This is a genomic window from Variovorax sp. 20P10.2.4, from assembly GCF_058244205.1.
This window is the reverse complement of record NZ_JBZAYE010000140.1, coordinates 1-14,340: the sequence shown is the minus strand read 5'-3', so window position 1 is coordinate 14,340 and position 14,340 is coordinate 1. Positions and strand designations below refer to the sequence as shown.

15 protein-coding genes are annotated in these 14,340 nt (G+C 70.3%); 9 read left to right on the top strand and 6 right to left on the bottom strand.

The features are described 5' to 3' along the window. The 6 genes from AC27VN_RS15765 to pilV all read right to left on the bottom strand — a co-directional run. Positions 1 to 150: type IV pilin protein (locus tag AC27VN_RS15765; protein WP_490877129.1), on the bottom strand; the 150-nt coding region annotated here is incomplete at its 3' end. Further along, a complete protein-coding gene (locus AC27VN_RS15760; protein ID WP_490877128.1) occupies positions 147 to 575 on the bottom strand; it encodes a type IV pilin protein in 429 nt (142 codons plus the stop codon). The genes AC27VN_RS15760 and AC27VN_RS15765, both read right to left, overlap by 4 nt. Continuing rightward, positions 572 to 4,243, bottom strand: coding sequence for a pilus assembly protein (locus tag AC27VN_RS15755; protein ID WP_490877127.1), 3,672 nt, complete (start codon positions 4,241 to 4,243; stop codon positions 572 to 574). The genes AC27VN_RS15760 and AC27VN_RS15755 overlap by 4 nt, the downstream gene beginning before the upstream one ends. 10 nt (positions 4,244 to 4,253) lie before the next feature. Continuing rightward, the gene (locus tag AC27VN_RS15750) at positions 4,254 to 4,901 is read right to left on the bottom strand and encodes a pilus assembly PilX family protein (protein ID WP_490877126.1); all 648 of its coding nucleotides are present in this window, start codon (positions 4,899 to 4,901) and stop codon (positions 4,254 to 4,256) included. Continuing rightward, complete coding sequence (locus AC27VN_RS15745) at positions 4,898 to 5,842, bottom strand: PilW family protein (protein WP_490877125.1); 945 nt, start codon at positions 5,840 to 5,842, stop codon at positions 4,898 to 4,900. Before AC27VN_RS15745 ends, AC27VN_RS15750 begins: the two co-directional genes overlap by 4 nt. Further along, positions 5,835 to 6,440, bottom strand: a complete 606-nt coding sequence (pilV, locus tag AC27VN_RS15740) for a type IV pilus modification protein PilV (protein ID WP_490877124.1) — start codon at positions 6,438 to 6,440, stop codon at positions 5,835 to 5,837. The genes AC27VN_RS15745 and pilV overlap by 8 nt, the downstream gene beginning before the upstream one ends. Before the next feature lie 158 nt (positions 6,441 to 6,598). Between pilV and ribD the strand changes: the two genes are divergently transcribed. From ribD to AC27VN_RS15695, 9 genes are all read left to right on the top strand, one after another. Further along, the gene (gene ribD / locus AC27VN_RS15735) at positions 6,599 to 7,726 is read left to right on the top strand and encodes a bifunctional diaminohydroxyphosphoribosylaminopyrimidine deaminase/5-amino-6-(5-phosphoribosylamino)uracil reductase RibD (RefSeq protein WP_490877123.1); all 1,128 of its coding nucleotides are present in this window, start codon (positions 6,599 to 6,601) and stop codon (positions 7,724 to 7,726) included. A gap of 122 nt (positions 7,727 to 7,848) precedes the next feature. Continuing rightward, positions 7,849 to 8,496, top strand: coding sequence for a riboflavin synthase (locus tag AC27VN_RS15730; protein WP_057594483.1), 648 nt, complete (start codon positions 7,849 to 7,851; stop codon positions 8,494 to 8,496). Positions 8,497 to 8,533: 37 nt separating this feature from the next. After that, positions 8,534 to 9,688, top strand: a complete 1,155-nt coding sequence (ribBA, locus tag AC27VN_RS15725; protein WP_431509216.1) for a bifunctional 3,4-dihydroxy-2-butanone-4-phosphate synthase/GTP cyclohydrolase II — start codon at positions 8,534 to 8,536, stop codon at positions 9,686 to 9,688. Between the two features lie 5 nt (positions 9,689 to 9,693). Continuing rightward, positions 9,694 to 10,170: a 6,7-dimethyl-8-ribityllumazine synthase gene (gene ribH, locus AC27VN_RS15720; protein ID WP_057594485.1), complete on the top strand. Its 477-nt coding sequence runs from the start codon at positions 9,694 to 9,696 to the stop codon at positions 10,168 to 10,170. Continuing rightward, complete coding sequence (gene nusB, locus AC27VN_RS15715) at positions 10,167 to 10,736, top strand: transcription antitermination factor NusB (RefSeq protein WP_490877122.1); 570 nt, start codon at positions 10,167 to 10,169, stop codon at positions 10,734 to 10,736. The genes ribH and nusB overlap by 4 nt, the downstream gene beginning before the upstream one ends. Positions 10,737 to 10,785: 49 nt before the next feature. Further along, a complete protein-coding gene (locus AC27VN_RS15710; RefSeq protein WP_490877121.1) occupies positions 10,786 to 11,970 on the top strand; it encodes a pyridoxal phosphate-dependent aminotransferase in 1,185 nt (394 codons plus the stop codon). 659 nt (positions 11,971 to 12,629) lie between these two features. Further along, positions 12,630 to 13,079, top strand: a complete 450-nt coding sequence (gene ybgC / locus AC27VN_RS15705) for a tol-pal system-associated acyl-CoA thioesterase (protein WP_057594488.1) — start codon at positions 12,630 to 12,632, stop codon at positions 13,077 to 13,079. Next, on the top strand, positions 13,076 to 13,795 hold the full coding sequence (gene tolQ, locus AC27VN_RS15700) for a protein TolQ (protein WP_093344331.1): 720 nt from the start codon (positions 13,076 to 13,078) through the stop codon (positions 13,793 to 13,795). The genes ybgC and tolQ overlap by 4 nt, the downstream gene beginning before the upstream one ends. A 16-nt stretch (positions 13,796 to 13,811) precedes the next feature. Beyond that, a complete protein-coding gene (locus AC27VN_RS15695; protein ID WP_093344332.1) occupies positions 13,812 to 14,252 on the top strand; it encodes an ExbD/TolR family protein in 441 nt (146 codons plus the stop codon). The last annotated feature ends 88 nt before the right edge of the window (positions 14,253 to 14,340 follow it).

Genomic DNA, 14,340 nt, shown 5'->3' with positions numbered 1-14,340 from the left:
CACGAAGGCCTGCGACGCGGCCGCCAGCCGCTGGTGGAGCAGCAGCGCGCGAAAACCCGGCACGCCGACGGCGGCCAGGATGGCGACGATGGCGATCACGGTGAGCAGCTCGATCAGCGTGAGCCCGCGCGAGCGTCGCGCGCGCTTCATTGCCAGCACCGCGCACGCTGCGCGCCATCGCAGCCGCGGCCGCCCGTGCTGTCCAGCCACAGGTTGCCGACCGGCGGATCCGAGAAGCCGGGCTTGAGCCGCGCCGAGAGCCGCAGGCAGTCGTCGAGGCTGCGCTGCCCGTCGCAGTGCTCGCTGCGCACGAGGTACTTGCCGCCCTGCCCGCTCTCGGCGGAATCGCCTTCGTAGCGCCGGTAGCGGCCATCGACGGTGAAGTGGCGCTCCTGCTGCTGCATCTGCGCGAGCAGCGCCGACCGCGCCTCGGCGCGCCAGCCCCGGTGCACCGCATCGATGTAGGAGGGAAAGGCGATGGCCGCGAGGATGGCGACGATCGCGAGTGCGATCAGCACCTCGATCAGGCTCCAGCCGAAGGCCGCGCCCGCGCGATGGCCGTGGCGGGAAATCATGGCCGTGTCCTTTGCGGGTCCGGCAGCTGGCGCCAGTTGAGACGGCCGGCCCGGCGCGACACCATGGCACCGTCGGTCGGCTGCGCGACCGACACCGCCGTGCCCTTGCGGGTGCCGGGGCTGAGGGCCGAGAGCCGCCGCGTCTCGATGCGCCGACCGGCCGGATCGGCAGCACCGTAGGACGCGTCGCCCTGCTGGACCACGAAGGGTGCACCGAGCAGCCCCGCCTCCGAGGGCACGCAGGTGCCACCCTTGGACAGGCCGGTCATCGCGTCGACGGCACAACTGCGGCCACTGCCTTCGCCGCAGGCCGCCTGCGGCGGGATCAGCGTGTTGAAGAACAGGCGACCGTCGGCCAGCACGGACCGCTCGACCTGGCGCTCGCCCTGGTCGCGCGACGCCGGCAGGTCGAGGTACCAGCCGCGCCGCCGTGTCGTCGCGCGGTCGAAGGCGCCGTAAACGAAGGCCTGGCCCTCGATGGCCGTCAGCCCGCCCTCGATGGGTCGTGCCTGCCGCGGCGCCAATTGGGTCCGCGCCTCGCCCGCACGGATTGGCGTGCCCGTGTCCTGCACCGCATACACGGTCTGGACGCCGCGGCGCGAGGCGCCGAGGTCCGCCGGCTCGATGAACTGGCCGGTGCCGAACAGCACGATGCCGCCGCCGCCGGGCCCGAGCCCTACTTCCGGCGGCACCGTGATCGGCTGGCGCCGGCTGCCCGTGCCGCCGTCCATCGCGACCATCAGCGGCGCACCGCCGAAGCCCAGCGCGTTGGCCTCGCTCCACGGCGCATCGCGCTCGAAGTCGAACTTCCACAGATTGCCCTGCGTATCGCCGGCATAGAGCCAGCGGACTGTTCCGTCGTCGGCCGCATGGTCGCCGGGTGCGCTCGCGAGCGCATTGACGAGGCTGGCATCGGCGGGCCGGGGCAGCAGGATCTTGTGATAGTCGAGGCCGCGCCGCCAGGGCGTGCTGGCTGGCTTGTCGAGCGACAGCAGGAACAGCGCGGCGCGTTTCTCGGGGTTGCGGTTGTTGAAGCCCGAGGGCACGACCGCGAACCAGGCGTGGGTGGCCGGGCGGCCCGCCGTCGCGGCCCTGGTGCGGAACTTCAGGATGCGCGGCGGCTGCATCAGGTGGCCCATGTCGGGGTCGTCGGCGCTGCCGAACTCCCACAGCACCTTGTCGGCCGAGAAGGCCCGCGGATCGCTGACGTCGAGCGCGAAGACACCGGCGGCGCCCGCCCCCAGGCCCGAGACCAGCACGCTCTTCCACCGGCCGTTCGCCATGCGCGCCTCGGCCACGGCGGTCGTGCCGTCGACATAGGCGCGATGCGCGCCACCGGCTTGCGCGAGCTGGCCCAGCGCGGGAAACAGCAGTCGCGGGACATAGCCGAAAAGCTCCTCGCCCGTGCGCGCCGAGAAGGCATGCAGCATGCCGTCGTTAGCGCCCAGATAGACCGCGGGCTCGCGCTGACGATGCGTGGAGAGGAATGCCGGGTAACCGCTCTCATCCAGCACAGGGTCGGGCGCGCCAACGAACACCGGGGCCGCATGCGCGACATCGCCCATCACCGAGTCGCGCACGCGGAAACGGCCACCCGCGAACGAGGCTTCGTTTCGGCGCTCGCCGCGCAGGTAGTTCAGGCGGTCGCGGGCCAGGGTGTCGGTGGCCCCGGCAGGCATCGGGGATGCGGGTTCGGTCGCCGCGCGCAGCGAGCGCCGCAAGGGCTCGTCGAGCGCCTCCCATTCGAAGGGAATGCCGACGCCTGCCGTCGACAGCGTGAAGATCTTTCGCGGCGCCGATGCACCGGATTTCTCCATGCGCGCATCGAGCAAGGCGCCCGCATCCCACGACGGCGTGTCGGCCACGCGCAAGGCGCCCGTGTCCGGATCGGTGAACAGGCGAAACGACAGCAAGGTGCCAGCCCAGCGCCGGCTGTCGGAGCGCGAGCGATAGAGGCTCGCGCCGGCCGCGCCCACCGTGTCCGAGGAGATCGCAGCCGTGGCATTCGCGCCCAGCGGCGGCGCGGTGGCACGGCGCAGCACGCGGCGCAACGCATCCGCCGTCGATCGCGCATCGCTGGCGAGGAAGTAGTTGGCCGGCATCGGCTGCCCGTCGTGGTCGAGCCCTTCCGCCCATTCGGCGTTGCTGAACCATGACGACTTGCCCACTGAATCCGGGGCGCCGAAAAGCGCGGAGCTTCGGAACGGATCGCCATCGCCGTTGCGGTCGACGAATCCGCCGTACTTCGCGGCCAGGTAGAGCGCGCTGCCGCGCTGGCGCGTGCCCACCACAGCGCTGCGGTCGGCATCCAGGTCGATCGCGAAGGTCTGCACGCGCGCATCGGGATGGTCGCCACGGATCCGCTGCGTGTGCGCCCAGTAGGCGAGCCCCGCCATGCCGAAGGAGCCCTGGGCCGAGCCCGCCTTCCGATTCTCGAAAGCACCGACGAGCCGGGCCCAGTACGCGGTGTCGGGCGAGAAGGCCGCACTGCCCGAGCCCGGCGCCGAACCATCGTGCCCGGTGTCGAGGTCGCCGATGTTCAGGATGTGATGTCGCTGGCAGTTCCCGAGCACCGGGTCCGCGGGCGTCGGCAGCTTCGCCTGCAGGTAGCGCAGCGATTCGTGGAACAGCTCGCCCGCGGGATCGAAGCGCGCGTACTCGCCCGAGCGTCCGAAGCGGTTCACTGCCGCGATGACGCCCTGCGCGGTGCCCGCGGGGTCGTCGCGGAACACGCCGGTGCGCGCATCCCATTCGGCCCGCGGGTTAGCGACCCGGTCGAAGCCGGCATCGGTTTTTTCGGGGCCGATGGACTTCATCGCTTCGCGCAGCACCCCGCCCTGGCGCTTGGGATCGCTGCCAGGCAGGTAGCCGAACACCGCGAAACGCGCGTCGCCCGCATGGACCTGCAAGGCGCCTACCGGTTTGTGATGCCCGCTGGGATACGCGGCGCAAAGATCGCGGCGCACGACGGCCTCGTCGGCGGCGCAGACCTCGACGCGCGCGAAGTAGAGATCGGCCCCGGCCGCCGAGACGCAGCTACGGTCCGCATCGGCGCGCATGTCCGCATCGACGACCAGCCGTTCCCCGCAGTTCCGAATACGCAGCGCTTCGTCCGCGCGAAGCCCAGCACGCGGGGTCAACCGCTCGAGATGTCCGCGCACGGTCTTGACGGGAAGCTCGACACCAGCCCCGATCGGCCAGGTCGCCCGCTGCAGCACGGTCCGCTCCGGCGTGTCCACCACGCGGTCGCCACCGGTCAGCGCCATGCGCAGCTGGTCGAGCGGCGATGCCGTGGCCCAGTTCAGCAGATTGCCGCTCCACTGCCCGCGGCAGGCGATCTCGCCACCGGCGAGCGTGGTGGCCGTCGCGGTGCGGCGGAAGTAGCTCTCGATGCGCAAATAGTCGTAGCAGCCCTTCGCATCCCAATAGCCTTCGTAGACCTTGGCGGGCTCGAAGCCGCCGAGGTACGCCGGTCCCGCGTTCGAGGCCTTGATCGCCAGGTCGATCACGATGTTGGGATCGGGCTGACCGGCCAGTGCGTGGACCGGCACGCTGGTCAGCAGCGCATCGGGCGGCGTCGTGGATGAGGTGCCGGCCCATGCCGGCGCGCTCCACGTCGCGCAGAAAACCAGGGCGATGCACACGATGAATGCGCGAAGCAAGGGCATGGCAGTCCGATCAGGTGGAAGGAGAGGAAGCGTCGGCACAGCCGGCACTCGCCGACGGCTTGGCCAGCGTGGTCTGCAGCAGCACCCGCGTCTCCTCGCGCGGCCCGTAGCCGATGGCGGTGACGCGGAAGACATGCGTCGCGACGGCCGCGCTCGCGCTGTGCAGCACGCCCTGCGGGCCGCTGCCCCGGCTGCGCAGGGCCTCGACGACATAGCGCGGCGCGCGCACGGACAGGCCACCGGCACCGGTGGCATAGACCTGCCCGGTGAAGCGGCCATAGGCCACCGACCGGTTCGCATCGGGTGCGAAATCGACCTGCGTCCACGCCGGCGGGTCGCCCACCGGCGCGGCCGCGCAGAGTCCCAGCCGTGTGCCGGTCCCGGCGCAATCGACGACGAAGGCCGAGACATCGCGGCCGTCGAACAGGCACAGCCGCTGCGCCGCATGGTCGTTGGGCCCGAGCACGTCGCGCTCGGCATCGAGCAGTGCGGCTTCGGCCGCCTGGAAAGCCACCTCGGTGTCGCGGTCGTTGCGCGCGATGCGCTCGCCGACCAGTGCGTTCTGCGCCGCCGCGAGGCCGAGCACCGACACCACGAGCAGCAGCATCAGCACGACGATCAGCGAGAAGCCATGCGAGGCGCGCACCGGACGGTTCATGGCAAGACCTCGCGTTGGCTGTTGCGCAGCGCCACCGTGAAGCTCACGACACGCCGCAGCCGCCCGTCGGCCGCGGGCCGGAAGCGCGCCGCCGGGAACTCGGGGCCGAGCGGATAGAGCTGCGCCTCCTCGGGCCGGGGCCAGTGGCCCGGCCGTGCGCTGCGCGCCACCATCCCGATGCGCAACGCCACCACCTGGCGCCAGGCCGAGTTGCCCAGCGACGACGCGGCCGCCACCGCATCGAGCTGCGCGGCATCGAGCCACTGCTCGGGCGTGCCGTCGCCATCGAGGTCGCGCCCGAACAGCACGCGGAACACCTCGATGCCGCGCGCCAGCGGCTCGGACCGGAAGCTGCCGCGCCGGTCGCCGCGGTATTTGCAATAGAGCTCGGGCTCCCCGTCGGCCGCCTCGGCGACGTGGAAGATGCTCCAGGCCCGATCGGCCGGCGTGGCGGTGCCGGCGCTCGGCGCGGCCTGCGCGAAACCCATGCAGTCGACCATGGTGCCGTCGGCCTCCGTGGCGCTGCCGTCGTCGTCGGTGCGCGAGCTGCCGCCAAAGCGCACCAGCAGCGAATCGCTGTCGTTCACGCCGCGTGCGTTGTGCCCTCCATAGCTTTCGCCGCTGGCGCCGACGCGGGTGTTGCGAGCACCGACGATGTCGAGGTCGAGGGGGTCGTTCCCGGCGGCCGTGACCGTATCGCCGGCCGCGCGATCGGCATAGCCGGCCTGCCGCACCGTGCGCCGCACGACGAAGGCGGCGAAGCGCAGCGACTCCTCCACCGTGCGGGCTTCGGACTCGGCGACGAACAATTGCCGGCTGCCGCCGAAAGCCAGCATGGCGGCGAGCACCACCACCAGGCCGAGCGCCAGCGCGACCATCAGCTCGACCAGCGACACGCCACGCAGCCGCGCGCGCCCTGCGGGTTCGACACGCTCAGCCACCGCGCGGCCCCTCGCTGGCCTGCGCGGGCATCAGCGGCATCGCGAGCCGCGGCGCTGCCGATGCCCCCGCGCGGCGCTGCGCCTCGCTCGCGTTGCGCGGCAACCAGCCGAGCTTGACGACCAGCAACGGTCCGTCGGCCTCGCAGTCCCAGGCATGGGCGCCCGCTGCGTCGTTCCATGGATTGCCGTCGAAGCAGACCGTGATGCGCGCGCCCGGCAGGGCCTTCGCGGCGCGACGCTTCCACGTCTGCATGTCCCAGCGCGCGAGGTCCTCGGGTTTGCAGGCGGCGCCGGCCGCCGCGCAATCGGTGCCGCCCGCCTCGCCCGCGGCAGACCCTGCCGTCCATTGCGCCACGAGGTAGCCATTGGCCGCATCGCGCCGCCCCGCCACGGCCCGGTTGAGCCGCGTCTTCTCCGACAGCTCGCGCACCAGGTTCAGCGCCGCGCCGAAGTTCGCGGCCTCACCGCTCGCGCGCACCGCATGCAGCAACATGGCCGCCGCGCCGAGCAGCCCCAGGCTCAGCAGCGCGATGGACACCAGCACCTCCACGAGCGAAAAGCCCGCGGCGGCATGCGCCGTTCGATTCGACCTTGCCATGTTTCCTCCTCCCCGTTCTCTTCTGGTGTCGCGTGTCTCGCGATCGAACGGCAAGCGTACGAGCGCACCGGGCGCGAGCGCCGCGCCGTCCATCCGCATTCGCGCGCCGCTCGTATGATCCCGACGCACCCGTGTCAACTTTTCCTCGCGAAGCCTCCATGCCCTCCCCCGAACACGACGCGCAGCACATGGCGAGCGCCCTGCGCCTGGCCGCGTCGGCGCTGCTGATCACCGACCCGAACCCGCGCGTGGGCTGCGTGATCGCCGATGCGCAGGGCCGCGTGCTGGGCCAGGGCCACACGCAGAAGGCCGGCGGCCCGCATGCCGAGGTGATGGCGCTGCGCGATGCGGCCGCACAGGGGCATTCGGTCGCGGGCGCCACCGCCTACGTCACGCTCGAACCCTGCGCCCACCATGGCCGCACCGGCCCGTGCTGCGACGCGCTGATCGCGGCCGGCATCGGCCGCGTGGTCGCCTCGCTCGCCGATCCCAATCCGCTGGTCGCGGGCCAGGGCTTCGAGCGGCTGCGCGCGGCGGGCGTGGCGGTCGAGGTGGGCCCAGGCGCCGAGGAAGCGCGCGAGCTCAATCTCGGCTTCCTCTCGCGCATGGTCCGCAAGACCCCCTGGGTGCGCATGAAGGTCGCGGCCTCGCTCGACGGCCGCACCGGCCTCGCCAACGGCGTGAGCCAATGGATCACGGCCGAGGCCGCGCGCGCCGACGGCCACGCCTGGCGCGCCCGGGCCAGCGCGGTGCTGACAGGCGTCGGCACGGTGCTCGAGGACAACCCGCGGCTCGACGTGCGGCTGGTCGAGACGCCGCGCCAACCGCACCTGGTGATCGTCGACAGCCACCTGCAGACACCGCCCGACGCTCATCTTTTCATAGCAGGCCGCGCGGTCTGGATCTACGCGGCGGTGCGCGACGAAGCCCGCGCCGCGGCGCTCGAGGCCCGCGGCGCCACGGTCAGCCGCCTGCCGAATGCCCACGGGAAGGTCGACCTGCCCGCGCTGCTGCGCGACCTCGCGGCGCGCGGCGTCAACGAGCTGCACGTGGAATCGGGCCACAAGCTCAACGGCTCGCTGCTGCGCGAAGGCTGCGTCGACGAGCTGCTGGTCTATCTCGCGCCCAAGCTGATCGGCAGCGGCCTGGACATCGCGAGCCAGATCCACGCCGACGGACCGCTGGTCTCGCTGGCCGGGGCGTTGCCACTGGAATTCCGCTCGGCAGACCGGATCGGGCCCGACCTGCGGATCGTGGCACGCGTGGCCGGCCGGGACGCTTTCTGACGCCGCCCGCGGCGCGCCGGCTGCCGTCCAGAGCCGCCCGGCAAGACGCCCGCGCGACCGCGCCGGCGGTCCCGAAGTGCCAGGAAATGCCGCGGGCCTTCCGGACCTGCGAAAATGCGCGGATGTTCACCGGAATCATCACCGGCGTGGGGCGTATCGCCGCCATCCACGACCTCGGCTCCTCCTCCTCCCACGGCAAGAGACTCGGCATCGCGGCGCCCGACGGCTACCTCGACGACGTCGGCCTCGGCGACAGCATCGCGCTCAACGGCGCCTGCATGACCGTCACCAGTTTCGACCCCGCACAGAGGCTCTTCACCATCGACATCTCGGCCGAGTCGCTCGATAAAACAGCGGGCCTGACCGAGGAAGGTGCGCGCATCAACCTCGAGAAGGCCTTGCGCGCGAGCGACCGCCTCGGCGGCCACATCGTCTCGGGCCATGTCGACGGCATCGGCACCGTGAGCCGCTTCGAGCCCGTGGGCGAGAGCTGGGAGCTGCGCGTGGTCGCGCCGCAGGCGCTGGCGCGCTTCCTGGCCTACAAGGGCTCGATCACCATCAATGGCGTGAGCCTCACGGTCAACACCGTCGCCGACGCGGCCGACGGCAGCAGCGAGATCAGCATCAACCTGATCCCGCACACCGTGCAGAACACCTCGCTGGGCGACCTGCGCGCCGGTTCGCGCGTGAACCTCGAAATCGACACCGTGGCGCGCTACGTGGAGCGCATGCTCCAGGCGGGCGTGCTGCAGCCGGCCCGGCCGGCCTGACACCGACATTCCCCGCATCCAAGGACCCCGCCCCATCATGAACGCATCCGTCACGCCGATCGGCGCCTCGCGCGCCAATCGGACGCCCGCGCCGATCTCCCCGGTCGAGGAGATCGTGGCCGAACTGGCCGCCGGCCGCATGGTCATCCTCGTCGACGAGGAAGACCGCGAGAACGAGGGCGACATCGTGGTCGCCGCCGACCACATCACGCCCGAGGCCATCAACTTCATGGCGCGCCATGCGCGCGGCCTGATCTGCCTCACGCTGTCGCGCGAGATGTGCGAACGCCTGCACCTGCCGCCGATGGTGGCGCGCAACGGCACCAAGCACGCCACCGCCTTCACGGTCTCGATCGAAGCCGCCGAGGGCGTGACCACCGGCATCTCGGCCGCCGACCGCGCCCGCACCGTGCAGGCCGCGGTGGCGCGCAACGCCGTGGCCGCCGACCTGGTGCAGCCGGGCCACATCTTCCCGCTGCAGGCGGTCGACGGCGGCGTGCTGATGCGCGCCGGCCATACCGAGGCCGGCTGCGACCTCGCCGCCATGGCCGGCTGCTCGCCCGCCTCGGTGATCTGCGAGGTGATGAACGAGGACGGCACGATGGCGCGCCTGCCCGACCTGCAGCTGTTCGCGGCCGAGCACGGCCTCAAGATCGGCACCATCGCGGCGCTGATCGAGCACCGCAGCCGCACCGAGTCGCTGATCAAGAAGGTCGGCTGCCGCGAGATCCAGACCGCCTGGGGCGCGTTCACCGCCCATGCCTTCGTCGACCAGCCCAGCGGCGGCGTGCACCTCGCGCTGGTGCGCGGCAAGTGGGCGCCCGAAGACACGGTCGACGTGCGCGTGCACGAGCCGCTGTCGGTGCTCGACGCGCTCGAGATCAACCGCTCGCTGCACTCGTGGAGCCTGGACGCCAGCCTCTCGCACATCGCGCAGCTCGACAGGGGCGTGGCCGTGCTGCTGAATTGCGGCGAAACGGCCCACGAGCTGCTGGCCCAGTTCGACGGCACCGCGCGCCCCGCGCAGGCGCCCGAGCGCGGCCGCATGGACCTGCGCAGCTACGGCATCGGCGCGCAGATCCTGCGCGAATGCGGCGTGCAGAAGATGAGGTTGCTCGGCACGCCGCGGCGCATGCCCAGCATGGCGGCCGGCTACGGCCTCGAGATCGCCGGCTATCTGGCAAAGGACTGAACGACATGCAAGGTGCAAACCAGGGCGCGGCCGACAAGCCGCTGGACGGCAACAGCGGCAAGGGACTGCGCATCGGCATCGTGCAGGCGCGCTTCAATGCCGACATCACCGATGCGCTCGCCAGCGCCTGCCTCGACGAGTTCGCGGCGCTGGGCGTGGCCGCCAACGACATCCACCACGTGCGCGTGCCCGGCGCGCTCGAAGTGCCGGTCGCGCTGCAGGCGCTGGCCGAGCGCGGCGGCTACCACGCGCTGGTCGCGCTGGGCTGCATCATCCGCGGCGAGACCTACCACTTCGAGCTGGTGGCCAACGAATCGGGCGCGAGCGTGAGCCGCGTGGCGCTCGACTACAAGCTGCCCATCGCCAACGCCATCCTCACCACCGAGAACCTCGAGCAGGCCGTCGCCCGCCAGACCGACAAGGGCCGCGACGCGGCCCGCGTGGCGGTGGAAATGGCGCGACTGCTGGCCGACCTTTCATGACCGACGACAACACCCAAGAAGACCAGGGAGGCGCTGCGCCGCAGCGTTCCGCACGACCGGACAAGGCGCGAGCGACGCGCACCGGCCTGACCTCCACCGGCGCGCGCAAGGCCTCGGCCAAGTCCAACCGTACCCGCGCGCGCGAGTTCGCGCTGCAGGCGCTCTACCAGCACCTGGTGGGCCGCAACGAGCCGGCCGCCATCGACAGCTTCACGCGCGACCTCGCGGGCTTCCACAAGGCCGACGCCGCGCACTACGACGCGCTGCTGCACGGCTCGATCGAAGGCGCCGAGCAGCTCGACGCGCTGATCGTGCCGCTGCTCGACCGCAAGCTGGCCGAGATCTCGCCGATCGAGCATGCCGTGATGTGGATCGGCGTCTACGAGTTCCAGCATTGCCTCGACGTGCCGTGGCGCGTGGTGCTCAACGAATGCATCGAGCTCGCCAAGGAGTTCGGCGGCACCGACGGCCACAAGTACGTGAACGCGGTGCTCAACGGCCTCGCGCCCCAGCTGCGTCCGCTCGAGGTCGAGGCCGACCGCGCGACCGGCAAGGCGCGGCCCTGATCCCGTCGTCTTCTCCTCTTCCTCCTTCTTCTTTCGCGAAGCACCCCGCATGAGGATTTCGACCCGGGCCGAGCGCATCGAGCCCTTCTACGTGATGGAAGTGGCCAAGGCCGCCGGCAAGCTGGCGCGCGAGGTGGCCCACACCGACCGGCCGATGATCTTCCTGAACATCGGCGAGCCCGACTTCACCGCGCCGCCGCTGGTGCAGGAAGCCGCGGCGCGCGCGGTGCGCGCCGGTGCCACGCAGTACACCCAGGCCACCGGCCTCGACCATCTGCGCGAACGCATCAGCCAGTGGTATCGCGACCGCTTCGGCGTCGACGTGCCGGCGCGCCGCATCGTGGTCACGGCCGGCGCCTCGGCCGCGCTGCAGCTGGCCTGCCTCACGCTGATCGAGGCCGGCGACGAGATCCTGCTGCCCGACCCCAGCTATCCCTGCAACCGCCACTTCGTGAGCGCGGCCGAGGGCAAGGCCGTGCTGATCCCGACCACCGCCGAGGAGCGTTTCCAGCTCAGCGCCGACAAGGTCGAGGCCGCCTGGACCGACAAGACCCGCGGCGTGCTGCTGGCCTCGCCCTCGAACCCGACCGGCACCTCGATCGCGCGCGACGAGCTGCGGCGCATCCACGAGGTGGTGAGCTCGCGCGGCGGCATCACGCTGATCGACGAGATCTACCTGGGGCTGTCCTACGACGATGCCTACGGGCAGACGGCGCTGGCGATCGACGACAACGTGATCAGCATCAACAGCTTCAGCAAGTACTTCAACATGACGGGGTGGCGGCTGGGGTGGCTGGTGGTGCCGGATGTTCTGGTGCCTGTGGTGGAACGGCTGGCGCAGAACCTGTTCATCTGTGCGAGCACGGTGGCGCAGTACGCGGCGCTGGCTTGCTTCGAGGCGGAGAGCATTGCGGAGTACGAGCGGCGGCGCGGCGAATTCAAGGCGCGGCGCGACTGGTTCATTCCGCAGCTCGAGGCGTTGGGGCTACCGGTTCCAGTGGTTCCCGATGGGGCGTTCTATGCCTGGGCCGATTGTTCGGGGCTGGCTGCTCGGCTCGGGATTTCGGGGAGCTGGGATTTTGCGTTCCAGGCTATGAAGCGGGCGCATGTGGCTGTGACTCCTGGTCGCGACTTCGGGACTGCTGATACTGCTAGCTTCATTCGGTTCTCTACTGCCAGTTCTATGGCGCATCTTGAGGAAGCTATTGGTCGGTTGCGTGGTTTGGCTGGATGAAGGTTTCGGCTTTCTGGTTTGAAGCTGCTTTTTTGTTAAGGCTGTTGGCCGGGAATTCCGCCCGGCGGCGGACCTACTTTCTTTTGCTTCGCCAAAAGAAAGTAGGCAAAGAAAAGGCGACCCCGCTGTCTGTGTCCCTCCGCTTCGCTACGGGCAACCTGCGGTGCTCGGGGAAAGCGGGGGTCCGCAGAACTCGCTGCACTTCGTTCCGCTCAGACAGCTGCGGCCCTTATCCCGCTTTCCCCTGCGCTCCTCGGCACAGCCAGAGGGGACTAGGGTCAACGCGCCGTGGCGCGTCCTTGTGTGGTGAGTGTGAGTGCGAAGGCCCTGGGTCTTCTTCTACCTGGGCCGAGCGAAGCGAAGGCCCGTCGGGTATCTGCGGCCGAGCGCAGCGACGGCCCGAACCACCCCTCTGGCTGCGCCGAGGAGCGCAGCGTTTCGCGGATAAGGGCTCGCAGCTGTCTGAGCGCAGCGCAGCGGAGCGAGTTCTGCGAGACCCCGCGAAACGCGAGCACCGCAGGTTGCCCGTAGCGAAGCGGAGGGTCGCAGACAGTGGGTCGCCTTTTCTTTGGTTACTTTCTTTTGGCGAAGCAAAAGAAAGTGACTCGCCCGCCGGGGCGAGACCCGGCCAACGGCCTAAAAAAAGAACACCAAAAGCAATGACCTACGAGTTCCCCCTACGCGTCTACTGGGAAGACACCGACGCCGGCGGCATCGTCTTCTACGCCAACTACCTCAAGTTCATGGAACGCGGCCGCACCGAATGGCTCCGCTCCCTGGGCGTCGAGCAGCACAAGCTGCGCAACGAAACAGGCGGCCAGTTCGTCGTCAGCGAGACCCAGATCAAGTACCACCGCCCCGCCCGCCTCGACGACCAGCTCATCGTCACCGCCGACCTGCGCCAGATGGGCTCCGCCTCACTGATAATCGCGCAGACCGTGCTGCTGAAGCCGGAGCAGGCGGGCGCCACCCCCACCCTGCTGTGCGAAGGCACGATCCGCATCGGCTGGGTCGACGCCGCCAGCCTGCGCCCGGCACGGATTCCGGCGCAGGTTTCGGGAACCCTCGAACGCTATCGCGGCTCCATGACTCAACCCTTCAAGCCATGAATCAAGATCTCTCCATCATCAATCTCCTGCTCCATGCCAGTTTCATGGTGCAAGCGGTCGTGCTCCTCCTGGTGATCGTCTCGATCGCGAGCTGGGCCGCGATCATCCGCAAGTACTTCGCGCTCAAGCGCATGCGCGCGCTCAACGACGACTTCGAACGCGAGTTCTGGTCGGGCACCAGCCTCAACGAGCTGTTCGCCTCGGCGGCGCAGAACGCCAAGTTCGCCGGCCCCATGGAACGCATCTTCGCCTCGGGCATGCGCGAGTACCAGAAACTGCGCGAACGCCATGTGAGCGACGCGCCCACGCTGCTCGATGGCGCCCGCCGCGCGATGCGCGCGAGCTTCCAGCGCGAGCTCGACGCGGCCGAACAGAACCTGTCCTTCCTCGCCACCGTCGGCTCGGTCTCGCCCTACGTCGGCCTGTTCGGCACGGTCTGGGGCATCATGCATGCCTTCACCGGCCTGGCCGCGCTGACCCAGGTCACGCTCGCCACCGTGGCGCCCGGCATCGCCGAAGCGCTGGTGGCCACCGCCATCGGCCTGTTCGCCGCCATCCCGGCCGTGGTGGGCTACAACCGCTTCGCGCGCGAGATCGACAAGATCGCGATCGCCCTGGAGACCTACATCGAGGAGTTCTCGAACATCCTCCAGCGCAACCTGTCCTCCAACCCGTCCGCGGCGGCCCCGGCGGGCCCCTCGGCCACCAACCGCTGAACCGGAGCGCGCACGCATGCCCGCCGTTTCGTCCCGCGGCCGCGGTCGCCGCACGATCAACGAGATCAACATGGTCCCGTTCATCGACGTGATGCTGGTGCTGCTGATCATCTTCATGGTCACCGCGCCGCTGATCACGCCGAGCGTGATCAATCTGCCCACGGTCGACCGCGCCAACAAGCAGCCCGATAAGCCGATCGAGATCGTCATCAAGAGCGACGACGAGGTCCAGGTCAAGAAGGATCCCTCCCAGGGCACCGGCGGCGCCTCGGTGCCGATGACGCAGATCGGCAGCATCGCCAAGGCCGCGCAGAACGGCGACGACCAGCGCCCGGTGGTCATCAGCGCCGACAAGTCGGTCAAGTACGAGACCGTGGTGAAGGCCATGAACCAGCTCAAGCGCGCCGGCATCGAGCGCGTGGGCCTGTCGGTCCAGACCACCAACGCCAAGCCGTAGCGCCAGCCGGACCCCAAAACGCATGTCACTTGCCCTCGATCGCCCCGAGTTCGCGCCGCCGCCGCAGCGCGGCACGCCGCGCGCCGTG

Bases quoted from the DNA above. Each gene is read 5' to 3' on its own strand.
- AC27VN_RS15760 (WP_490877128.1), bottom strand. From the start codon at position 575: ATGATTTCCCGCCACGGCCATCGCGCGGGCGCGGCCTTCGGCTGGAGC.
- AC27VN_RS15755 (WP_490877127.1), bottom strand. From the start codon at position 4,243: ATGCCCTTGCTTCGCGCATTCATCGTGTGCATCGCCCTGGTTTTCTGC.
- AC27VN_RS15750 (WP_490877126.1), bottom strand. From the start codon at position 4,901: ATGAACCGTCCGGTGCGCGCCTCGCATGGCTTCTCGCTGATCGTCGTG.
- pilV (WP_490877124.1), bottom strand. From the start codon at position 6,440: ATGGCAAGGTCGAATCGAACGGCGCATGCCGCCGCGGGCTTTTCGCTC.
- ribD (WP_490877123.1), top strand. From the start codon at position 6,599: ATGCCCTCCCCCGAACACGACGCGCAGCACATGGCGAGCGCCCTGCGC.
- AC27VN_RS15730 (WP_057594483.1), top strand. From the start codon at position 7,849: ATGTTCACCGGAATCATCACCGGCGTGGGGCGTATCGCCGCCATCCAC.
- ribBA (WP_431509216.1), top strand. From the start codon at position 8,534: ATGAACGCATCCGTCACGCCGATCGGCGCCTCGCGCGCCAATCGGACG.
- ribH (WP_057594485.1), top strand. From the start codon at position 9,694: ATGCAAGGTGCAAACCAGGGCGCGGCCGACAAGCCGCTGGACGGCAAC.
- nusB (WP_490877122.1), top strand. From the start codon at position 10,167: ATGACCGACGACAACACCCAAGAAGACCAGGGAGGCGCTGCGCCGCAG.
- AC27VN_RS15710 (WP_490877121.1), top strand. From the start codon at position 10,786: ATGAGGATTTCGACCCGGGCCGAGCGCATCGAGCCCTTCTACGTGATG.
- ybgC (WP_057594488.1), top strand. From the start codon at position 12,630: ATGACCTACGAGTTCCCCCTACGCGTCTACTGGGAAGACACCGACGCC.
- tolQ (WP_093344331.1), top strand. From the start codon at position 13,076: ATGAATCAAGATCTCTCCATCATCAATCTCCTGCTCCATGCCAGTTTC.
- AC27VN_RS15695 (WP_093344332.1), top strand. From the start codon at position 13,812: ATGCCCGCCGTTTCGTCCCGCGGCCGCGGTCGCCGCACGATCAACGAG.